A 21,167-nucleotide genomic window follows, 5' to 3' on the forward strand; every position below is an offset into this window, starting at 1 on the left:
GTGACCACCACGCCCAAGCCGGCGCCCAGCGCGAAGAAGGCCCAGGACGCCGCCGCTCCGCGTCCCATCCCCGAATTCGAAGGTGTCCACGGCGTATGGCCCCGCGGTGACCGGCTGCGCGCCGTGCGCAGCGCCGCGGCCGCCTACCGTGAGCGGTTCGTCCAGCAGGGCCGTATCCACGCCGTCCGCAGTTTCGACATCGCCGCCGCCCCGTACCCGACCCGGTTCGGCTTCCACGGCGCCGCGCTCGCCGTCAACCCGTTCGTGAGCATCGTCAACCGGATGCTCGTCGTGCAGTTCGACGGCTTCGACGGTGAGCCCAAAACGCTGGTGTGGGAGCCGACCGTCGCCGCCGGAACGGCTCAAGCACCGTTCTACGCCCAGCTCAAGCGGCTGGCGGGGGACTTTCTCACCGAGCACGTCTTCGCCCGCTACTACCACGACCCGAACACCGTCCTGCCCTCTTGCGGTCTGCGACCCGAGGACGTGGACTTCGTCAGCTTCGACCACCTGCACGTCCAGGACGTGCGCATGATCATGGGAAGTACCGGCGCGATTCCTGGCGAACAGGCGCCCCGCGAAGCGCTGTTCCCGCGCGCCCGGTTGTTGGTGCACCGCAGGGAGCTGGGCACCTTCGAATCGATGCATCCGATGCAGTGGGCCTGGTACGTCGACGGAGGCATGGACGGCGTACCGGACGAGCGCGTCACCGCCTTCGACGGCGATGTCGAACTCGGTGTCGGCGTCAGCCTGTTGTGGACCCCTGGCCATACGGACGGCAATCACTCCCTGGTGCTGAACACCCCCGACGGGGTGTGGGTCTCCTCCGAGAACGGCATCTCGGCCGACAACTGGCAGCCCGAGCTCTCCCGCATCCCCGGGGTGCGTCGCCACGCCGCGTTCTACGGCCATGAGGTGGTGCCCAACGCCAACACCCTGGAGGACTCTCTCGACCAGTACGACTCCATGGTCAAGGAGAAGACCCTCGCCGACCCCAGCCGGCGCGATCCGCGCTGGCTGCAGATCCTGCCCTCCTCGGAGCTGGCCCGCTTCAAGCGGCAGTGGCCGGTGCTGCCCAGCTTCTTCCACGGCGGTCTGAACTACGGCGAGTTGGCCCCTGCCAGTGGTGGCCGATGACGGGCCCGGCCGCCCGCCGGATCGCCATCGCCGTGGACGGCGTGGACGGCGTGGAGTTGGCCGCCTGCCAATGGGGAGCGTCCACGGCTCCTCCGGTGGTGCTGGTCCACGGCTATCCGGACACCAGCGCCGTGTGGCGCCCCGTCGCCGAGCGCCTGGCCGACCGCTTCCACGTCACCGCCTTCGACGTGCGGGGAGCCGGTGCCTCCCAGCGGCCCAGCGGTCTGCGCGCCTACCGGATGTCCCGCCTGGAAGCCGACCTGGAGGCGGTTCTCGACGCCGTGAGCCCCGACCGCCCGGTGCACCTGGTCGGACACGACTGGGGATCTATCCACTCCTGGGAGTCGGTCACCGGCACCCGCCTGGCCGGGCGGATCGCCTCGTTCACCTCCATCTCCGGACCCTGCCTGGACCACGTCGGCCACCTGATCCGTGCCCGCCTTCGACCGGGGCATCCGGATCTGCCGAAGATGCTGCGGCAGGCCGCACGGTCCTGGTACATCGCCTACTTCCATCTCCCGCTCCTGCCCTCCCTGACCTGGCGAGCACTGGGACACCGCTGGCGCGCCTTCCTCATCGGCTCCCAAGGCGTGCCCGCGCACACCCCCTACCCCGCGCCGACGCTGGCCCGCGACGCCGTGTCCGGCACCGCTCTGTACCGCGCCAACATGCTGCCCCGCCTGCTGCGTCCCCGGGACCGGCCGACCACCGTCCCGATCCAACTCATCGTCCCTACCCGCGACTTCTGCGTCACCCCGGTGCTGTCGTACGGAGTGGAGCACTGGACGAGCCGGCTACAACGGCACCCGATCGACGCCGGGCACTGGGTACAGCTCAGCCACCCCGAGGAGATCGCGTCCCGGATCGCGGAATTCGCCAACAGCATCGAGGACGGCTCCCGCCGCGATCCGGACCGCACCCCGCACACGACCTGACAGCCCAACGAATCGGCAGTACTGGACGACGACTGCCTGACCGCCCCTTCGCACACACCGATCGCCGACGGAGGAGGAACCTGTCATGTTCCGAGCCGCACATGCCCACCCGGAGCGTCCGTCCGAGCCCATCGACCACCACGACCTGGTGCTGCAACCCCGGGACGTCACCTTCGACTGGGGCGCCACCCCGCTGCACTGGCTGCCGGGTGAGCCCTTCGCGACCCACACCTTCGACGTGCTCCACCTCATGCTCCCCGAACTCGAACGCTGGTTCGTGCGTACCTTCGAGCAGGCACTGCCACTGATCACCGATGACCGGCTGCGCGAGGACGTACGCGGCTTCATCGGCCAGGAGGCGATGCACGCCGAGGCGCACCAGGAGGTCCTGGAGCACCTGCTCGCCAAGGGTCTTGACCCGGCTCCGTACACCCTGCAGTCCGAATGGATCTTCCGAAGGGTGCTCGGAGACCGGCCGGAGCTGACGCCGGCCGCCACCCACGCGCACCTCCTCCAACGGCTCGCCCTCATAGCGGCCTTCGAGCACTTCACCGCGTACATGGGTGACTGGATTCTCAGCAACGGGCACCTGGACCAGGCCGGCGCGGACCCCGCGATGCTCGATCTGTTCCGCTGGCACGGCGCGGAGGAGGTCGAACACCGTTCGGTCGCGTTCGACCTGCTGGTGCACCTCGATCCCCGGTACCGGCGCCGAGTGGCCGGCATGCTCGTCACGGCTCCGGTGCTGACCCGGCTGTGGATCCGCGGAGTCCGCTTCCTGATGAGCGCCGACCCCGAACTCGACGATCGGGTCAAGGTCCGCTTCCGCGACTACCTGGCCGCGGCCCGCAAGGACCTGTTGCCCCCGCCGGGCGCGTTCGCCCGCTCGGTGCTGCGCTACTTCCGCCCCGGCTACCACCCGACCCAGGAGGGCTCGACTCAGCAGGCGGTCGCATACCTGGCGGCGTCCCCTGCTGCCCGAGCGGCTGCCCGATGACCCGGCAACCAGTGAGGCATGTGAGGCATCCCATGGACATCGGCACACCCGGCACTCGGCCGCCGGACCTGTACGGCAGACCGCGCGGCGACTCCTTCATGCAGAAGCTGGCGGCTATCAGCGACAACGCGGTCACGCGCCTCGCGCGGCGCAGCACTCCTCCCAGGCGCACTCCGGCCACCGGGATGCCCGTGATCCGGGAACTGGTGGTCGCCGCCAAGCACCAAGAGGCCGAGGATGTCGTCTCCCTGCGGCTGGCAGCACCCGACGGGGGAACACTCCCGCCCTGGCAGCCCGGCGCCCATATCGAACTGCACCTGCCCTCCGGCCGCAAGCGGCAGTACTCCTTGTGCGGCGACCCTGCCGACCGGTACCGGTACCGCATCGCGGTGCGCCGCATCGCCAACGGCGCAGGCGGTTCGGCCGAGGTACATGACGCCCTCGGAGACGGTATGCGGGTCGCCATCACCGGGCGGCCCCGGAACGCCTTCCCCTTCGCCGCCGAGGCGTTCATCCTGCTCATCGCGGGCGGCATCGGAATCACCCCGATCCTGCCGATGGCCCGGGAAGCCGCCCGACGCGGGCTGGACTGGAGGCTCGCGCACACCGGCCGCAGCCGCGGCTCGATGCCCTTCGCGGCAGAGCTGGCCGAACTCGCGGCCGCAGCCCCTGGCCGGGTCTCCATCCGTCCTGACGACGAGTCCGGCGTGCCCGAAGCAGCCGACCTGTTGAGCTTGAGCCCGGCGGCGGGTGCGGTGTACTGCTGCGGGCCCGCGCCCATGATCGACGGCGTTCGGCGCGCGTTCGGTGGGAGCCGCGCGTCAGCCCTGCACTTCGAGCGTTTCGCCCCGGCCCCGATCACGGACGGCCGTCCCTTCGAACTTCAGCTGGGCGACACCGGACGGGTGCTGCCAGTGCCGTACGACCGCTCCGCCCTGGATGTTCTCCACGAGGCCCTGCCGAACCTGCCGTTCTCCTGCCGCCAGGGGTTCTGCGGCACCTGCCGGGTACGGGTGGCCCATGGCCGTGTCGATCACCGTGACCGCCGGCTCACCGCCACCGAGCGTGCGGCCGGCGCCATGCTGCCCTGCGTCTCGCGTGCACCGGAAGGAGAGCGGTTGGTGCTGGAGGTGTGAGCGATGGCCGAGCGCCCGTAGAGCGCGGCCGTCGCCGCGAGGAACCTCAGCGGCAGGGTTGATACCCGACCCATGGCGCGACGCCCTGCCTGGACGGTGAGACGGTCCATCTGAGACACCGGCCAGATCCAGAGGCAAGTCGCCTTGAGAGCCACCAGGCCGACCACCGGGCGCAGCGCGAACGGTTGACGGGACATCACTTGGCTGATCTTCACCCCAATCTCCGACGCTTCCCGCGCTCAACGGCGCGATGGGATTTTGCGGGCGGCCGGCGGCGAGTGGCGGCGGGTGGGTGGATGGATGGGGGGCGTCAGCCGGCGAGCTTGTTCATGGTGCGGATCTGCTTGTCCAGGACCCAGGCGGGAACGAAGCGGAGCATGCGTGCGCGTCCGGCCATGGGGCCGGCGGCGTAGCGCAGTTTCGGCTTGGTGTCGGTCGCTGCCGTGACGATCGTCTTGGCGACCACGGCCGGGTCGTCACCGCCCTTGATCGCTTCCGTCATCAGGCGGTCGAAGACGTGCCGCTGGTCGGCGTAGGTCTGCAGGGGAGTGTCGGGCTTGGCGCTGTTGGCCTCGAATCCGGTCCGGGTGTAGGCGGGTTCGACGAGGAGCGAGCGGACGCCGTACTCCCGGACCTCGTGGTCCAGGGACTGGGAGTAGCCCTCGATCGCGTGCTTGGACGCGCCGTAGACGGCCATGTAGGGGGCGGGGATGAACCCCTGCACGGACGAGAGGTTGATGATGCGTCCGCGACCCTGCGCGCGCATGTGCGGCAGGACCTCCTTCACCATGCGCATGACGCCGAAGACGTTGATGTCGAAGACGCCTTGGGCCTGCGCGAGGGAGGTTTCCTCGGCCGCGCCGATCGAGCCGATGCCTGCGTTGTTGACCAGGACGTCGATCCGCCCGAAGCGGCCGATCACCTGCTGGACCACGGCGGTGACCGACTTGTCACTGGCCACGTCGAGGTCGAAGAACGTCACCCCGTGAAGCGGGGCGACACGCGAGGTGTCCCGGCCCGTACCGGCCACCTCGAACCCCGCCGCGACCAGCGCGAGCGCGGCTTCCTTGCCGATACCGGAGGACGCACCCGTCACCAGAGCCACCGGCCGATTTGTCGTCATCATGCACTCCCGAACTCACCCGGGAAACCGATCGGTTTCCTCGTCTCGCCTCACTGTAAACCGATCGGTTTCCAATGCACAAGCTCAATCGAGGAACTGTTCCCAGGCACGCCTCACCGGCTGGCTTCAGGCTGGGCTGACCGGCGCCCGCCGGCATGGCGGCACGGGCCGAATGAGCAGGCAGGACATACGCGAGAGCGCCATACCCTCGCTGCGATCGCCGAGTTGGCGTTCAAGGGCTACTACGGCACCTCTAGTCCTCTACCGAGGCGATTGCCCAGCGTGCCGGTGTCACGCAGCCGCACCTCCTGCGGCTCTTCCCGGGCAAGAAAGTGATCGCCGTCGCCGCCTTGACGCGGAGCATTGAGGACGCCCGCCCGGCTTTCAAGAGGGCGGCCAAAGGGGGAAGGGGCGCAAGCGGGCCCTCCCACACGATGGCCAGCCCCAATGGCGACCGCTTACACACGGCGAATCTCGACGCACCCCGAAATGCTCCAGGTGCAGGTGCAGGGATACGCCATCGCCCCAGCCACCGACGCGCGGGGCGAAGGCCAGCTCGGCGAGCGTCTCGGCCGGCCGGATGAGGCTCCGGGAAACCAGGCCCTGCCGCCTGGCGCCGATACCGACAAGACCACAGTCCTCCCCGCGCCCGGCTGCTCATCAATTCCCTTACGGCCACCCAGCTTCGCCGCGAGTGCCGGGGAGCAGGGGCATGAAGCCATGCGGGCCGTGCCGGTTACCTGAGACCGGCATCAGCCCGGAGAGCACATCAGTCACGGAACCCGCCCGGAAAGGCGATGCGTCAGCGCATGCCTGCCGCATCGAGCAAGGTGGCCGCCGTGGGCACGATGAGCCCGGTCAGCTTGTCGGCGCCGATCCCCGCACGGGCACTGGCGCCGTCGAAGACCAGGATCAGCTGCCGGGCCAGCAGGCCGGGATCGCTCGCCCCACCCCGTTCGGCCTCGGCACGGAAAAAGGCCGTCAGGTCCTCCTTGATCCGGTGGGCCACCTGGCTCGCAGGATGACTGTGGTCCTTCAGCTCGATCTGCACAGCCAGGTACCGACAGCCTCGGAACTCGGGCGCACCCGCCTGCAGTTCCACCCGCTCGAAGACGTGCAGGATCCGCTCGCGGGGTGACCGGTCGTCGTCCGCCGGCGGCAGGGCCCTCGCCACATGGGCAAAGGCGCGTTCCTCCAGGCTCGCCGCGAGCAGTTCGTCCTTGCTCTCGAACAGCTGGTACATGGAGCGCTTGGACACCCCCGCCGCCTTGCACAGCGCCTCGACGCCGATGCCGACACCGTCTCGGTAGGTGAGCGTGGCCGCAGCGTCCAGCAGCCGCTCCCGGGGACTTCGCTTCGCCTTGATGGTCACACTGCGAGGTTAACTCGATTCCACCGAAATGAAAACCGATCGGTTTACACAGCGGTGCTGTCCAAACACTTCACAACGAACCCGTTGATGCAGTCCGCGCAACATTGCCCGGAGCCGCCCGCCACGGCAGCAGACACGCCCGTTCGTCACAGCCCGTCGAGCTCTCTCGTCGTCCGCCCGAGATGGGTGACCGGCCCCACGTCCGGCACCTCGATCTCATGAAAACCCAGGCGGTCGTAGAAGGCCCTGGCCGGAGCGTTGGCCGTCACCATGGACAGATGGACAGCCGGCACACCGCGGTCCTGGAGGGCCTGCAACAACGACCGCATCAACGCACGACCGTGACCACGCCCCTGCCACTCGGGAAGCAGATCGATGTGTAGATGAGCCGGATACGCGGCGACTTCGGGGACGACCATCCGCTCGGGGTGGTGCAGCAGCTGAATGATCGCCTCGTCCGGCGTGCTCGGCGCCCCGACGGGCTCCGGATATCGGTCCGCGACCAGCGGCAGCCACTGTGACCGGAACCGCTCGACGAAGCGGATCGTGTCCGCCGCACCGAGGACGTATCCGACCGCCCGCCCTTGCCCGTCATCGAGTACGAAGGCCAGCTCCGGCTCCAGATGGACGTACGGAGCGGCGAAGGTCACCGGAAAGATCCCGGGGTCCGCGTAGACGGGTCGGCTGTCCCGCCCGTTGTGCGCGGTGCGGACACAGATGTCGTCGAGGGCTTCTCGGTCGTCGGAACGGTACGGACGTACGGCGGGAGACGAGGTCATCGCAGCATCCTGCACAAATGGGAGCGCTCCCACAAGACGCTCCCCGGGGTGCGCCGGCGGCTGACCGACCGGAGTTCCGCACTGGTGGCTTTGCTGTCCCGACCGGCAGCCTGAGCCCGCCGTCCACTCCGGGATCGCCGCCGTGCGGAGCGCCGTCCGTTACAGCAGCCCTCGCATGAACTCCGCGGCCGCCTACCGCCGTACGCCCCTGCGGTCCGTCACCGCGAAGAGGCCCCCAGCCGGGCGGGGCGGTGCCCTCCGGGGCGGGCGGGGGCGAAGGTCAGCCGCCGGGCAGCCACTCGTACCTTCTGGCCGCCGCCGGCACCATGTGCCGGGCCTCGCCTTCCTCCCCTTGGGGGCAATCGACAATTCGGGAGGTAGGCTCAAGGACTGCTTCAGTCAGATCACTTGGAAGGAATGCCGTGGCCAGAATGCTGGAACGCCTCATGAGGTTCGCCCGAAGCCCGCAAGGGCAGCGTGCCGTGGCTCAGGCGCGTCGCGCGGCGTCCGATCCCCGCAATCAGGCGAAGCTGCAGCGACTCCTGGCCAAACTGCGCACGCGTCGGTAGGTAGCACAGCGGAAGCCTTCGGATACGAAGCCATCGGGCGCGCCCATCACAGACTCGACGTGCGGACCGGAGCACGATCCGAGGACGGACAGGTGAGTGTCGCGTCATGGGCTGGTTGCGCCTGTGCAGTCCAGGGCCTGTTGCATCGTCACCGGCTCGCGAGGCGGAGGCATCACGACCAAGCCGCTCTCAGCCCGCGCGGCCACTCCTTGCCGCACTCATGAAGAAGGCCGGCGGAAGCAAGGTCACACGGCATGCTCCCTGGGCCCAGGTGCTCCCACAGCCGTTCGGCGCCCCGCGTACTGACCGTCGGCGCCACGGCGTTGACCGTGACCCCGTACCTCTCCCACGCCGCAGCCACAGACCGGTCCACGCGTGAACACCGGCCTTCGCCACCGCGTAACTCGGCGCCAGGGGGTTCCCGCGGACCCCCTCTGCCGATCCGAGGTTGATGATCTGCCCGCCGCTGGGCCGACCCCGATCCAACGATCGAGGGCCGGACCGTCGGCATCAATGGTGATCAGACGGCGATGGTGGCGAGATTGCCCGGCTCGTAAGCGCCGCCCTGGTTGTTGAGGATCACACCGAGCCGGTTCGTCGCGTTGATCATGGCGATCAGGGAGACCAGCCCGATGACCTGGTCGTCGTCGAAGTGCTTGCGCACTTCGGCCCAGGTCTCGTCGGAGACACCCTCGTAGCCGTCGATGATGCGCGTGCCCGACTCGGTGAGGGCCAGCGCGGCCCGCTCGGCCTCGGTGAACACGCTGGAGTGGCGCCAGGTGGCGACCAGGTTCAGCCGGGCCGAGGTCTCACCGGCGGCCGCGGCGTCCTTGCCATGGATGTCGACGCAAAAACCGCAGCCGTTGATCTGGCTGGCGCGCAGCTGCACCAACTCCTGGGTCGGCTTGGGCAGCGGCGACTCCTGGATCACCTGGCTGACGGCGAAGATCCGCTTGCCGATCTTGGTGCCGATCTCGTGGTCGAACAGGTTCATACGGGGTTCCATCACAACGTCCTCGCTTGTGGAATCGTGTGCCGCGCGGATCGTCCGCGCAGCGTCCTGACGCACACAAGGCGCCGGTCGCCACGGCCCTGTGACAACACAGCGATGTGACGAAGGCCACCGGGCCCCTGTGTCACAAGACAGGGAGTGGCGGCGTCTTGTGCGCGACACGAACCAGAGACGCAACAGGCAGGAGCCGACGATGGACGAGCGCACCGAGCGAGCGACCGGCTTGACCGGGCACAGCCCTCGCGCCGGGCGGGCGGACTCGGCCACCGAGGCGTTCGTCGCCCACCGCAACCTGTTGTTCACCGTTGCCTACGAGATGCTCGGCTCCGCCGCCGACGCTGAGGACGTTCTCCAGGAGACCTGGCTGCGCTGGGCGGACGTCGACCACGACACGGTGCGGGACCCGCGTGCCTTCCTGGTTCGCATCACCACGCGCCAGGCGTTGACCCGGCTGCGTACGCTGCGTCGACGCAAGGAGTCCTACGTCGGCCCCTGGCTGCCCGAACCCCTGCTCACCGCACCCGATGTCGCCGAGGACGTCGAGTTGGCCGACAGCGTCTCCATGGCGATGCTGCTCGTGCTGGAGACGCTCACGCCGACCGAGCGGGCCGTGTTCGTGCTGCGCGAGGTCTTCGATCTCGGGTACGACGAGATCGCGCAGGCCGTCGACAAGACCCCCGCCGCGGTCCGGCAGATCGCCCACCGCGCACGGGCCCACGTCGCGGCGCGCCGACCGCGCGAGGTCGTCTCCCCGGCGCAGACGCGCAGTGCCCTCGCGGCTTTCCAACAGGCCGTCGAAACAGGCGACTTACAGCGCCTGCTTGACATGATCGCTCCGGATGTCGTGCTGCTGACCGATGGCGGCGGAGTCGTACGGGCCGCGCTGGAGCCTGTCGTGGGCGCCGAAGCGGTGGCCAACGTGCTGAGCAGGCTCACGTCCGCGACCTTGCAGCCTGCACAGGTCAACGGCCACCCGGCACTGATCCTGCGCGCGGGCGGCGAGATCGACGCCGTCCTGGCGGTACGCCTCGAGGGCGGCCTCATCACCGGTTTCTACGCCGTCCGCAACCCCGAGAAGCTGTCACGCATCGACCGGGAGACCCCAGTTGGCCGCTGAGCCGGAACCGATCCACCTCGGGCGACCTGGGGGAGCTGGGCGCTGCCCTTCAGAAGCGCGAGGAGGACAGTGGCAAGGCGGCCCCCTTCGCGCCTTTGGGCCGAGGACCGCATTCCCGCCCGGCCTGAAGACCGGGATTCCCTGCGAAGAGCAGAAGATGGGAAATCCACTGAGTGCGGCGCCTGGCCACTTCGGGCGCCCGGCGTCGACCACCTCGGATGCCGTCCGGAAGACCCGCGCCGAGGCCTCCTGAGTACAGGAACTCACGTGCGAGGTCATTCGTCTTGGGCAGACTGTGGTGTTCATGACGGATCAAGAAGGAGCGAACGTGGGACGCACGAGGAAAGCTCTGGCCGTGACGGCGTTGACGGTGTCGGGGCTGACGGGTGTGGGGGCGGGGCCTGCCGCCGCATCGACCGATGTCTTATTGCCCCACCCTGGTCCCGAGGGCTTGGTGTGGGTGGAGGAACGCACGGGAGATGGCGGTCTGGTGTCGGGGGGCGCGTGGGAGGGGCTGCCGACCATACTCACCGTGGCCTGCGAGGGTGGCGGCAGCGTGCGGGTGACGATGGAGTCGCAGCAAGTGGAGGTTGCCGCGTTCTCGGTCGATTGTCCGGCCGGAGCTGCCGGGGTGGGCTCGGTAACCATGCAGGCCGGGGTGGTTCGTCCGGGATCTTTCTCTGTGGCTGTCGACGCTTCGGCTGATTCGATTCGGTGGGCGCTGGCCGTGACACAGCCGGAGTAGCCGTCTGCTGACCTGTGGTCACCCGTCCGCGGACGGGTGACCACGCGTCGGCCATCACCAGGCGTGACAGGTGCCGGCCCGACATGGAACCGGCCTGGCGAGCCGTGCGATGCGTGGTTGCGGCTGCGGCCTTGCCGGGTTACCAGCCGCTCGCGCCGGCCTTCAAGCCCAGGGCCGCCATGACGCTGGGCATGGGCGACGTATCCGGCTGCCCGCAGCCTTCTGGGGAGACCGCGACCAGAGCGCCGCGTTCGGGGAGCTGGGGGAACCGCAAGGGTGACCGCACAGTTCCCCGGACGGTGAGACCGTCAGTCCTGACGGACGATGTTGTTGCCCGGGCCGCCGGAGAGCGTGTCCGTGCCGGGCCCGCCGTACAGCTCGTCGTCGCCGCTGTTCCCCCACATCCGGTCAGCGCCGGCGTTCCCGTGCAGGATGTCGTTGCCCCTGCCGCCGTACAGCTCGTCGTCGCCGTCGTCGCCGTAGACCGTGTCGTTGCCGTCGTCGCCTCGCAGCAGCTGGTCGCCCTCTCCACCGTGGATCACGTCGTCGCCCGCGTTGGCATTCACGATGCCGCCTTCGCCGTTGGCGTAGACCGTGTCGTCGCCGTCACCGCCCCCGGCGTACCCGTACACGCCCACCGTGATGATGTCGTCGCCTGCGCCGCCCCCGACGCTAGTGCCGTCGACGCGCCTGATGGTGTCGCCGGTCCCCTTGTCGTTGCCGTCGCCCAGCTCGATTACGTTGTAGTAGTAGATCTGGTCGGTGGCGTTGTCGAGGGAGACGGTGTCGTCGCCGTCGGCGAGGTCCATCTCCATGGAGTCGAGTGGGGACTGGCTCTCAGGGGCCTCGACCGTGCAGGAGATCTTGGTGTTGTCCGCGCTGTCGGGGTAGCCGCAGCGGTTCCCGGCGTCGATCGGGACGACGTCGTCGATCACATAGGTGAACCGAGTACGGTCGCTGGTGAACGACTGGGTGATGGCCACCTTGTTGGCCTGGCCGGGGGCGGCCGTGTAGGTGAGGTGCCAGCCGTACTCGTTCACCGCGGCCGTGGCCGACGGCTCCGCGGCGCCCGCCGTGCCGGCCACGGCGATCGGAATGGCCAGCCCTATACCGAGTACCGGCGTGAGAACCGACAAGGCGCGTAACACCCGGCGAGTGACGAGGCGAGACGACATTGCATAACCTCCATGAGGCGGTTGTGGATCCTTTCGCAATGGGTGACCCATGGGGCAAGTACTTGGTTGCCTGCGGCACAGAAATGCATCCGCTCTTTCACGGTGGAGACAGCGGGAGTAACCTGCGATGTTCGACCGAATTCACCTGCCCGTCATCCTTCTCGAAAGGCGAGCACGGCGAGAACACTCGGGCGCCCCTGCGGATCGGGTTCCCGGCCCAGTTTCGTGAAGATATTGCGACCGTGCGTCTCTGCGGTCTTGCCGTAGACGCGCAGCTCGAGAGAGGAAACCTAGCCGGTGGTGGGCTGAGGCGGGACGACTTGGCAGAGACGCCGCTTTCGGACCAGGGCTCACCGGGGCGTTGTCTCCGCGGCGGGCGAGCGCGAACAGGGACTGGGGGTGGCGTTTCCCCTCGGCTCGCTTTCGGTCATAAAAGAACCGGGAAGGTCGACATCTCGGGCGATACGGTACTTTCTTTCAGAATTGCCTGTAGTGCGCAATCGAAACTCTCTGAGTGTCAACGGGGCCAGAAGTTAGGATTTTGTGTTGCTCAGCTTCTAATGGTTCCTCCGAACACCCTCCGGGAGGCTGGAAATACCCTGGCTGTAGAGGCGAGGAATCGCGAAGGCGGACGTCGTGTCCTCGTACGGTCCGCACCGGGTACGGCGTCGCAGACCCGAACCGACGACGCGACCGTCCGCAGGGGGCCTCCGGGAGCAGCCACCACCAGGCACCGACCCGCAAGAGCCATGGCATCGGGACTGAACGCCACTCCCCGTACGTCCGGGAGGCGGACGCAGGGCACAAGCCAGATGGGCCTTGGCCCCAGGAGAACCACCCGGCCGCATCGCCGACCGGCTCGACCAGGCGGTCACGCGCATCGCAATCCGGCGAACAACGCACCCAACCGCACGTGGCTCACCATGCTCGACGTCCTGAGACTGGGCACAGCGGCCGATGTCCTCGGAGGTCCAGCACGGTCAGCTCGTGACGATCACGGTGGACGACGAGTTCGCGGTCAGCCCCGTTGCGCCACCTGCCCCTCCCCCAGCACGACGGCGCTGGTGCGGTTGGTGTTGGCGTCCTCGATGCACCCGCGCAGCCGCATCATGTCGTGCGAGGGCAGTGCGGGTCGAACGACGCCGGTGTACACGTCGGCGTCCATCCGGTTCAGGGTGGCGTCGCCGTTCTCTGCCGCCGTGGAGCGGCGGCAGGTCTCCCACAGGTCCTGAGCGGCGAGCTGGACTGCCTCCGGGCTCTGGTCGCCGCGGGTCTCCACGCGGAAGACCATGGTCGTACTCACGGCGTCCGGCGCCTCTTCGGCCCGTGTCTGCGTCGCGTCCGCCAATGCGGACCACAACACGGGCACCAGCACGAGGCCCGCCACGGCCGCCACCACAGCGATCGCCCGTCGGCCGGTGCGGGCGGGCGGTACGGCCGTCTGGTCCTCCAGGGAGGCCGTCCCGGTGGTCGGCGGGGCGGTCAGAACTGCCAGCCGTCCGGCCAGTCGACGTTCCGCGCCCGGCCGTGCCGTGGCTCCGGCGACCTTCTGGAGGACCATGGCGAGCCCCGAGAGCGCGGCACCGGCCACCATCAGCACGGGTACGAAGACGAACGTGCGGCTTCCGTTCACATCCGTCAGGTCGCTCGAGCGCAGCCAGTTGAAGTGGTTCGGCACCGGATCACGGGTCAGTTCGAGGCGCTTACGTACCTCCTCGACGCGGGCGTCCGACTGCTCCAGCCGGGCCTCCAGCCGGGTCAGGCGGGTGAGCAGCAGAACGGTGGCGAGGAAGACCTCGACGACGATGAGCAGGGCGGCGGAGATCAGGGCCCGCTGCCATTCCCAGCGGGTCAGGTAGAGCACGGTGTAGTAGCCGGCGTAGACGGCGGACAGTCCGCCGAAGGTGTAGCCGACCAGTCTGAGGGCCTTCATGCCGCCGGCTCCTCTCGTGTCGTGGTGGCTTCGGTTGCCGCATCGGTGCTGTCGTCCGCGGTGACCGCGCCGGTCCCGCCGTCGACGGTGAGTGCTGAGCCGGGCAGGAAGCGGTCCACCGCTCCGGGTACGCCGACCGCCGTGGGGACGCGGTACTCACGGGCGAGCACGGCGAGGTGGGACAGGGCGCTGCCGGTCTCCGCGACGAGTCCCGCCAGGCCGGGCAGCAGCGGTGCCAGGGCCGGGTCCAGGGAGCGGACGACGAGGACGGGATGGTCGGGGCGTGCGCCGTGGCCGTCCCAGGCCGTGCCCGTGCCGAATCCGCCGCCGGCTCCCTGCCCCTCGCCGGACGTACGGTGTCCGGGCGGGAGTTGGGCCACCGGGTGGCCGTCGGCCAGGCGGAACGCGGCGGGCAGCGGTCCGGTGTCCGGCCGCGGCTGTCGTTCGGCGAGGTCGGCCGGCAGCCCGGCGCCGTCCGCCGCCTTGACCAGTTCGTCCCAGCGCAGCAACGACAGGCGGGTCAGTCCGAGGTGGCATTCACCAGGGCCCAGCCGGCGTGTCATTTCCCGCACCATCTGTGCCTGCATCTCCTGCACCCAGCGGATGCGCAGCCGCAGTCCTTCGCGCACCGGCAGTGCGCCGACACCGCGCGGCGCCGTGGTCCAGCCGGTCTGTTGCGGCAGCGGTGCCCGGTCGCCGAGCGTGGGCGGCAGCAGGGCCAGCAGTACGGGGTGTCGTTCGACGAGCTGTTCGTCGGTCAGACCGCGGGAGCGGCCCTCGGCCAGCTCGGCCAGTGCCTCCCCCGCGGAGGTGGCGCCGGTCCCGGCGCCGAGGAGGGCGCCCGCGAGGGATTCCTGGGCGTGCAGGGAGGACAGCACTTGTCGGCCCCAGGCGACGGCGTCGAGGAGCTGGCCGCTGAGCATCTCGCCGGGTGGCGGGAAGTCGGCCAGCGCACGGTCCACGTCGGCCATCAGGTCGACCGCCAGCATCGGCAGCGCCGAGCGGAGTCGGCCCACGCGCCAGGCCGCTCCCGCTTTACGGGCACCCGGGCCGGGGTTGACGAAGTCCAGGACGGGGTGGGCGGATGGTACGGCGCCCAGCAGTTGCAGATCGGCCGCGGCCCGTCCTTCCACGGTGGTCACCAGGGGGAGTCTGCGCAGTCGGCGCCGCGGTGCCGCCCCGGCGATGTCGAGGGCCAGGGTGAGGCCGTGGGACATCGGGGTCACCCACAGGTCCTCCTCCAGTGGCTGAAGTACACCGGGCAGGGTCTCGGCGACCGGGCCGGGCCCCAGCAGGCGGGCGCCCCGGGGCGGCCGCGCGGCCATCGCGGTGATGGGACGCGCCTGGAACAGCCACAGTCGTTCTTCGGCGTCGAAGCCGAACTCCATGTCCTGCGGCCCGCCGAACACCCGCTCGGTCTGCTTGGCCAGCTGCACCAGCCGGACCCGCTGCCGGTGCGACAGCAGCCGCTCCCCGCGGAACTCGGCCGGCTCCGTCCGCACCAGCCGGGCCATACGGGTCAGTTGGTAACGCACGCCTTGCGTGCTGCCGTCGACCAGCTGGTCCGGTCCGCCGCGTACCGCGCTGACCAGGATCCGGTCGGTGCGGCCGTCCACCGGGTCGGCGCCGAACATCACGCCGCCGACGGCCGAGGTGAGCATCGGCTGCACCAGTACCGCCATCCCGTCGTCCTCCGGGGTGTCCTGCGGCGGTCGTATCGGCCGTACCCGTCGCGCGGAGTCGAGCACGGTCTGCACCGCGGTGGTGAAGTCCTCCCACCCCCGCACGTCCAGCACCGAGTCGAAGCGCCCCGCCATGGAGGATTCCTCGGTGTCCTCGTGGGCGGAGGAGGAGCGCACGACCAGCGGCCTCTCCTGCCCCTCCGGCCCGGCCAGGGAGCGCCACGCGGAACGCACCGCATCCTCGCCGGACTGTGCCCCGGGCCCCCGCTTCACGGGCACCAGCACGAAGCCCGGCAGCGCGGGCAGTCCCGCCACGGCCGCGCGAGCGAGGTTGGCGGCCTTCGCTCCGGCGACGGTCGCGTCCGCAGCCTGATCCGAGTCCAGCGGCACCACCGCCAGTTCAGCACCCTCGAATCCCATGGGTCATCCTTCCTGTGAATACGTGGACATGTGCATCTGGTCGCGTGCGGAACTCCGCGCCGGTCCGCCTGAGGCCACGACCGTCGACCTGGCCCGCATGGCGCTACGACGGTGCCTACGCAGCCATACGACGGCGAGGACCGCGACACCCGCGGCGGCGAGGCCGGCCACGGCGATCAGGCCGACCGAGTGCATATTCCGCGGCGGACCAGGACCGCGACGACTCGGCAGGGGACGAGGCCGGAGCCATGTGCCCTGTCCTGCCGCGCCGCGTGCCTTGCCGGCTGAGAAACCGCCCGGCGGTGTACCACGCCAGGAGCGGGGCGCCCGCGGCGAGCAGCGCGCCGAGCAGGTGACGGTCCGTGGCCAGCACCGCCGCCGCGATCGTGGTGAGGGCAATCAGCAGTACAACGGACCGGACCCGTGCCCTCGTGACCCCGGCGACCACCGCCATCGCGATCAGCACGTACGAGCTTGTGCCCACACCGGGCAGTGCCAGGTAGTCACGGACGAGGGACGCCTCGCGGTCCGGCCAGCTGTGCGAGGCGGCGAAGACGGTCAGGCCGCCTGCGGCGGTCAGCAGCAGCGCGAGAGCAAGGCGGGCGTAGAGGGCCGGATCCCGGCGGGCCAGCCAGAGCAGGGTCAGTACCAGCATGGGCCACGTGGCCACGGTGTGGATCCAGGCGAGAACCTGCCCCGCCTCGTGTCCGAACGCCACGGCGCTGTCCGCGAGGGCGGCCACCCCGGGGCGCAGGTGCTCGGCGCCGGAGGATAGGGAACCGACGGCGGGGAAGGACTCCTTGCCTGCAAAGGCCACGAGGAGAAAGACGTATACGAGCGCGGCCACCGCCACGCCCACCGCTCCATGCCGCAGGCTCCTCGGCACCCTCACTCGTCGCGAAGCGCAGGCGGTCACCGAACTCATCGGATCGCTCCGCGAGCGAGATCCACGCCGCGTCCGCCTGGCTCACCGGGGGCCAGGGCGCGGCCCAGGCCGAATATCTCGGCCGCCCGCCACAGGGGCATGACGGCGGTGACCTGCTGGTTCACCACGGACGGCATCGGGGTCACGCCGCCTTGCACGGTGCCGATCGGGTTCACGGCAACCTCCTACTGGTTGATGCATCAACGGCAATCTTTCGCTCAGTGTCGTTGATGTGTCAACAGGAGCCCCGTCTTTAGTGGCGCCCGCCACATGCCGACCACGTTCCCGGCGGACGCGGTCGGCGGAATCAGCAAGGAGGCGCATGACCTGGCGGTCCAGCGGATGATCCAGCTGGCAGCGTGCCCAACACGGCCTTCGCCCAGGTCGCCGAGACGGGCCTCGACTGGTCGTCCCCGCAGGGAGTGATCATGCGGGAGATCTACGCCTGGCGCCGGGCGGAGTTGAAGAGGCTCGGCCTGGTCCGACCAGGCCGCAGGGCATGAGAAGGGGCACCGGTTGATCGGTGCCCCTCTTCCGCGTACGCGCGCCGCTCAGTCCTCGGCGGACAGTTCGCCCGAGAAGGCGGCAGCCATCCGCAGCCCGCGCCGCCTCGTCGCAGCGCCCCTGGCGTTCCAGGGTGCGCCCCAGCACCAGGTGGGCGTCGTGCTCCACCGGATCGCGGTCGATGACGTGACGCAACCGCTCCTCGGCCCGCCGCAGTTGCACGGAGTGAACTACTCCGGGACCTCCTCGACGACAGGGCCAGGAGACGGGCGGCACCGATGTAGTCCCGGGGCCTCGACGAGCAGTCGGGCTCTCCCCCAGCGCTCGAGGCGGGTCTCCTCATGTGGCCCCCGACGCCGTTGCCGAACAGGTGCAGGGCACTGGTCCAGCGGTTCGGCGCAACTCCGTCCTGCCCTGGGAGGCGTTGAAGCTCGCAGCCCTCGGCGATCTTCACCGGGTCGTTCGTGGCAATCAGCGTGGTGGCCGTGGAGAGGATCAGTATCTCGGTGCGGGCGGCGATCCAGCCCAGCATCGTGGTCGGGGACGACGGTCACGAACGGCCGGTTGTGGTGCTCGTCGGCCGCGAAGACGTCAGGCCCATTTCCTCGGCCTTCTGCGCGATGGTGACCATCGCCTTGATCCTCTCGTACTCCGTCGGCGTACGGCCCGCGGCCGGATCGTTGGCGACATCACCGACGGTGAACATGCCGAACTGCATCGTGATCAGCCCTTCCACGAAGTCGATGCATCAACCATGATCCGTAACTCACCCCTTCACATTCCGCATTCCGGCTGTACGCGTCAGCCACCCAGGCGCGGGCACGGGCCAGCCATCAGCACTGCCCCTTCTCCAGGCGCTCGACGACGCGGTCCGCCACGCGGGCGAAGGTCAGGAGTTCCTCGGGAGTCAGTGGCTCGATGAACAGGCGCCGAACCTCGCTGGCATGACGGGGCGCGGCTTCCGCGATCACTTCCCGCCCCTCCGGCGTAATGACCACGAACGCGCCGCGGCCATCCTCGGGGCATTCCTGCCGGGCCACCAGTCCGCGCTTCACCATGCGGGAGATATGATGCGACATCCTGCTCTTCTCCCACTCCAGACTCCTGGCCAGATCCACATGGCGGCGACCATCGGGCGCCTCCGAGAGGTGGACCAGCACGGCATAGTCGGAGACGGACAGGCAGGACTCGGACTGCAGACCGCGGGCCAGGCGTCCGCCGAGCCTCTCGTACATCCGAATGACGCTTCGCCAGGCGCACTGCTCCACCGGAGTGAGCCACTGTGATTGTTCATCCATCCGAACGAGTGTACGCGATTTGTTGACTCATCATCCACTGATGGATTGCGACTTTCGACGAGCAGCCTGAGCCCGTCAATCCAGTTCCGCGGCGACCCAGTACAGGACACCCGGTGCCACCAGGGCCACCAGGCCGTGATGACGGCAAACCACCCGTAGATGCATCATTTAGTTGACACAACATCTACTCTTCTCTGTGTTGCAGATCGCGCTGGACGCGGCTCCGGCTGCGGTTCGCCTTCCCTTGCCGCGGGTGCCATCCAGACAGCGCAAGGGATCACGTGCATGAAAGGCGCGGACCGGTGTCTTCGCGCGGCTGCTTGGGGTGGCGGAGAACCAGCGGCGGCAAGCGCGGGTCAGTGCCGACTGACAAGGCTCCCGTGCCGTTGAGGGAGGTGTTCGAAGTCTCAGCCCACCGATACAGGAGCCCTGTTGGTTACCCGTCCTGCCGCACTCGACCTCCCGCATACGCTGGTCGCGTGGGTCACCATGCTCATCGTCAGCCGCGCGGGTGACCGCCGCTGCAAGTGACCACGGCCGGGCGGATGAAGAACGTCGCGTTCACCGGCGAGCCGGGGCAGCCGGCGGTGGTGGCCACGCACCGCAAGGGTGAGTCCGATCTGCTGTGCCGGGGCGGGCAGTGGTATCTGCTGGTGACCTGCGACATCGCCGAGGCCGAGCAGAACGCACACCCGGTGGGGTTCGTCGGGGTGGACCTGGGCATCGTCAACATCGCCACCACCTCCACCGGCAAGCGGCACAGCGGGCGCCGCCTGAACCGGCGCCGTGCAGCGGACCGGAAACTGCGCACCAAGCTGCAGAAGAAGAACACCAAGTCCGCCAGGCGACGGGCGAAGAAGCACGCGGGCAAGGAGAAACGCCGGGCCCGCGACATCAACCACAAGATCAGCAAGCGCATCGTGGCGGAGGCCCAACGCACCGGTCGCGGAATCGCCCTGGAAGACCTGACGGGCATCCGCGCACGGGCACGGCTGAGAAAGCCCCAGCGCGTCACGCTGCACTCCTGGTCGTTTCACCAGCTCGGCGCGTTCATCGCCTGCAAGGCGAAACGCGCCGGGGTCCCGGTGGTGTACGTCGATCCGGCGTACACCAGCCGGGAATGCTCCCGCTGTCACCACATCGAGAAAGCCAACCGGCCCTCCCAGGCCGTGTTCGTCTGCCGGTCGTGCGGCTTCGCTGAGCACGCCGACCGCAACGCGTCCCACAACATCAGCCACCGCGGCTGGTACGCGTGGGTCCGCGGGGCCGAGTCACAGGCCCCTGCCCTCACCCTCATCGCCTGACCGGCGACACCACCGAGCATGAGAGCTGGACGCAGCCGGGACCACCGAAGCCATCGGTGAACCCGAGCAGCAAGCCCGGAAACTTCAGCCCCGGGTAGTGGACGCGTCGTAGGTGTAGAAGCCGCGCCCGTTCTTGCGGCCGAGGTGGCCGGCGGCGACCATGCGGCGCAGCAGGGCGGGTGGTGCGTACAGGGGCTCCTTGAACTCCTCGTACATGGACTCGGCCACCGCCTGTGCGGTGTCGAGGCCGATGAGGTCGAGCAGGCGGAGCGGGCCCATGGGGTGGGCGCAGCCGAGTTCCATGCCCTGGTCGATGTCGTCGGGGCGTGCGGCGCCGGACTCCACCATGCGGACCGCGCTGAGCAGGTAGGGCACGAGGAGGGCGTTGACGACGAAGCCGGAGCGGTCGGGCGCCTGGATGGCCTGTTTGCCCAGTAGCTCGGCGAATTCACGGGTGCGCTGCACGGTGGCGGGCGAGGTGATGAGCGCGGGGATGACCTCGACCAGCCGCTGCACGGGAACGGGGTTGAAGAAGTGCATTCCGACGACCCGACCGGGTCGCTCGGTGGCGATGGCGAGGTCGACGATGGGGATGGAGGAGGTGTTGGTCGCCAGGACGGCCTCGGAGTCCTCAACCGCCTTGTCCAGGGCGCGCAGGACGTCGGTCTTGATGTCGCGGTTCTCTGCGACGGCCTCGACGACGAACTGGCGGTCGGCCATCTCGCTGAGATCGTGGGTGAAGGAGAGCCTGGCCAGGGCCTGGTCCCGCTGCTCCTCGGTGAGCTTGCCGCGCCGCACGCCTCGGTCGAAGGAGGCGGTGATACGGCGGCGGCCTGCCGCTACGGCGTCGGGGGTGGCTTCGGCGACGCGGACGCCGAGGCCGTGGCGGGCGGCGACTTCGGCGATGCCGGAGCCCATGAGGCCACAGCCGACGACGCCGAGACGGGTGATGGGTTCCACTTGAGGTCCTATCTGTACGGGAAGGCGCGCGTGGCTGCCGGTTG

At 69.2% G+C, this 21,167-nt stretch carries 19 protein-coding genes and 3 pseudogenes; 9 read left to right on the forward strand and 13 right to left on the reverse strand.

All coding sequences use genetic code 11. The features are described 5' to 3' along the window. The 4 genes from ACTWQR_RS26380 (at nucleotide 1) to ACTWQR_RS26395 (ending at nucleotide 4,205) form a co-directional block, all read left to right on the forward strand. Nucleotides 1-1,137: a hypothetical protein gene (locus ACTWQR_RS26380; RefSeq protein ID WP_443229654.1), complete on the forward strand. Its 1,137-nt coding sequence runs from the start codon at nucleotides 1-3 to the stop codon at nucleotides 1,135-1,137. Further along, nucleotides 1,134-2,072 carry an alpha/beta fold hydrolase gene (locus tag ACTWQR_RS26385; protein ID WP_443229655.1) on the forward strand — a complete coding sequence of 313 codons (939 nt, stop codon included), beginning with the start codon at nucleotides 1,134-1,136 and terminating at the stop codon, nucleotides 2,070-2,072. Before ACTWQR_RS26380 ends, ACTWQR_RS26385 begins: the two co-directional genes overlap by 4 nt. Before the next feature lie 85 nt (nucleotides 2,073-2,157). Further along, a complete protein-coding gene (locus ACTWQR_RS26390; RefSeq protein ID WP_443229656.1) occupies nucleotides 2,158-3,069 on the forward strand; it encodes a metal-dependent hydrolase in 912 nt (303 codons plus the stop codon). Nucleotides 3,070-3,101: 32 nt separating this feature from the next. Further along, nucleotides 3,102-4,205 carry a PDR/VanB family oxidoreductase gene (locus tag ACTWQR_RS26395; RefSeq protein ID WP_443229657.1) on the forward strand — a complete coding sequence of 368 codons (1,104 nt, stop codon included), beginning with the start codon at nucleotides 3,102-3,104 and terminating at the stop codon, nucleotides 4,203-4,205. Between the two features lie 310 nt (nucleotides 4,206-4,515). On the opposite strand, the gene ACTWQR_RS26400 is transcribed toward ACTWQR_RS26395, so the two are convergent. The 4 genes from ACTWQR_RS26400 to ACTWQR_RS26415 all read right to left on the reverse strand — a co-directional run bounded on the left by ACTWQR_RS26400 (nucleotide 4,516) and on the right by ACTWQR_RS26415 (nucleotide 9,054). Further along, nucleotides 4,516-5,328, reverse strand: a complete 813-nt coding sequence (locus ACTWQR_RS26400; protein WP_443229703.1) for an oxidoreductase — start codon at nucleotides 5,326-5,328, stop codon at nucleotides 4,516-4,518. 802 nt (nucleotides 5,329-6,130) lie between these two features. Continuing rightward, nucleotides 6,131-6,700 carry a TetR/AcrR family transcriptional regulator gene (locus tag ACTWQR_RS26405; RefSeq protein WP_443229658.1) on the reverse strand — a complete coding sequence of 190 codons (570 nt, stop codon included), beginning with the start codon at nucleotides 6,698-6,700 and terminating at the stop codon, nucleotides 6,131-6,133. Nucleotides 6,701-6,846: 146 nt separating this feature from the next. Then, nucleotides 6,847-7,479 carry a GNAT family N-acetyltransferase gene (locus tag ACTWQR_RS26410; protein ID WP_443229659.1) on the reverse strand — a complete coding sequence of 211 codons (633 nt, stop codon included), beginning with the start codon at nucleotides 7,477-7,479 and terminating at the stop codon, nucleotides 6,847-6,849. Nucleotides 7,480-8,568: 1,089 nt separating this feature from the next. Continuing rightward, entirely contained in the window at nucleotides 8,569-9,054 is a 486-nt protein-coding gene (locus ACTWQR_RS26415) for a carboxymuconolactone decarboxylase family protein (RefSeq protein WP_443229660.1), read from the reverse strand. 199 nt (nucleotides 9,055-9,253) lie between these two features. Between ACTWQR_RS26415 and ACTWQR_RS26420 the strand changes: the two genes are divergently transcribed. Both ACTWQR_RS26420 and ACTWQR_RS26425 read left to right on the forward strand, forming a co-directional pair. Then, entirely contained in the window at nucleotides 9,254-10,177 is a 924-nt protein-coding gene (locus ACTWQR_RS26420) for an RNA polymerase sigma-70 factor (RefSeq protein ID WP_443229661.1), read from the forward strand. 304 nt (nucleotides 10,178-10,481) lie between these two features. Then, entirely contained in the window at nucleotides 10,482-10,922 is a 441-nt protein-coding gene (locus tag ACTWQR_RS26425; RefSeq protein WP_443229662.1) for a hypothetical protein, read from the forward strand. A gap of 308 nt (nucleotides 10,923-11,230) precedes the next feature. Here ACTWQR_RS26425 and ACTWQR_RS26430 read toward each other — a convergent pair whose 3' ends face one another. The 6 genes and pseudogenes from ACTWQR_RS26430 to ACTWQR_RS26455 all read right to left on the reverse strand — a co-directional run bounded on the left by ACTWQR_RS26430 (nucleotide 11,231) and on the right by ACTWQR_RS26455 (nucleotide 17,233). Beyond that, complete coding sequence (locus ACTWQR_RS26430) at nucleotides 11,231-12,097, reverse strand: calcium-binding protein (RefSeq protein ID WP_443229663.1); 867 nt, start codon at nucleotides 12,095-12,097, stop codon at nucleotides 11,231-11,233. 290 nt (nucleotides 12,098-12,387) lie between these two features. Then, nucleotides 12,388-12,544, reverse strand: a pseudogene (locus tag ACTWQR_RS26435) (IS110 family transposase); the annotation flags it as partial. A 571-nt stretch (nucleotides 12,545-13,115) separates the two neighbouring features. Continuing rightward, on the reverse strand, nucleotides 13,116-14,030 hold the full coding sequence (locus tag ACTWQR_RS26440; RefSeq protein ID WP_443229664.1) for a hypothetical protein: 915 nt from the start codon (nucleotides 14,028-14,030) through the stop codon (nucleotides 13,116-13,118). After that, nucleotides 14,027-16,132, reverse strand: coding sequence for a PEP/pyruvate-binding domain-containing protein (locus ACTWQR_RS26445; protein ID WP_443229665.1), 2,106 nt, complete (start codon nucleotides 16,130-16,132; stop codon nucleotides 14,027-14,029). Before ACTWQR_RS26445 ends, ACTWQR_RS26440 begins: the two co-directional genes overlap by 4 nt. A gap of 115 nt (nucleotides 16,133-16,247) precedes the next feature. Then, nucleotides 16,248-16,985, reverse strand: coding sequence for a hypothetical protein (locus ACTWQR_RS26450; RefSeq protein WP_443229666.1), 738 nt, complete (start codon nucleotides 16,983-16,985; stop codon nucleotides 16,248-16,250). Nucleotides 16,986-17,053: 68 nt separating this feature from the next. Continuing rightward, the gene (locus tag ACTWQR_RS26455; protein ID WP_443229667.1) at nucleotides 17,054-17,233 is read right to left on the reverse strand and encodes a hypothetical protein; all 180 of its coding nucleotides are present in this window, start codon (nucleotides 17,231-17,233) and stop codon (nucleotides 17,054-17,056) included. Nucleotides 17,234-17,416: 183 nt separating this feature from the next. Here ACTWQR_RS26455 and ACTWQR_RS26460 point away from each other — a divergent pair, with 183 nt between their 5' ends. After that, nucleotides 17,417-17,560 carry a hypothetical protein gene (locus tag ACTWQR_RS26460; RefSeq protein WP_443229706.1) on the forward strand — a complete coding sequence of 48 codons (144 nt, stop codon included), beginning with the start codon at nucleotides 17,417-17,419 and terminating at the stop codon, nucleotides 17,558-17,560. A gap of 440 nt (nucleotides 17,561-18,000) precedes the next feature. Here ACTWQR_RS26460 and ACTWQR_RS26465 read toward each other — a convergent pair. Together ACTWQR_RS26465 and ACTWQR_RS26470 are read right to left on the reverse strand one after the other, a co-directional pair. Continuing rightward, a pseudogene (locus ACTWQR_RS26465) lies at nucleotides 18,001-18,279 on the reverse strand (LLM class flavin-dependent oxidoreductase); the annotation flags it as partial. A gap of 115 nt (nucleotides 18,280-18,394) precedes the next feature. Continuing rightward, a complete protein-coding gene (locus tag ACTWQR_RS26470; protein ID WP_443229668.1) occupies nucleotides 18,395-18,859 on the reverse strand; it encodes a MarR family winged helix-turn-helix transcriptional regulator in 465 nt (154 codons plus the stop codon). Nucleotides 18,860-19,291: 432 nt separating this feature from the next. Between ACTWQR_RS26470 and ACTWQR_RS26475 the strand changes: the two are divergent. Next, nucleotides 19,292-19,387, forward strand: a pseudogene (locus ACTWQR_RS26475) (IS5/IS1182 family transposase); the annotation flags it as partial. Nucleotides 19,388-19,404: 17 nt separating this feature from the next. After that, nucleotides 19,405-20,163, forward strand: coding sequence for an RNA-guided endonuclease InsQ/TnpB family protein (locus tag ACTWQR_RS26480; protein ID WP_443229669.1), 759 nt, complete (start codon nucleotides 19,405-19,407; stop codon nucleotides 20,161-20,163). Nucleotides 20,164-20,247: 84 nt separating this feature from the next. Here ACTWQR_RS26480 and ACTWQR_RS26485 read toward each other — a convergent pair whose 3' ends face one another. After that, nucleotides 20,248-21,123, reverse strand: coding sequence for a 3-hydroxybutyryl-CoA dehydrogenase (locus ACTWQR_RS26485; RefSeq protein ID WP_443229670.1), 876 nt, complete (start codon nucleotides 21,121-21,123; stop codon nucleotides 20,248-20,250). Nucleotides 21,124-21,167 lie beyond the last annotated feature (44 nt).

This window comes from Streptomyces sp. 2A115 (genome assembly GCF_052245575.1).
In the GTDB taxonomy this organism is placed as follows: Bacteria; Actinomycetota; Actinomycetes; order Streptomycetales; family Streptomycetaceae; genus Streptomyces.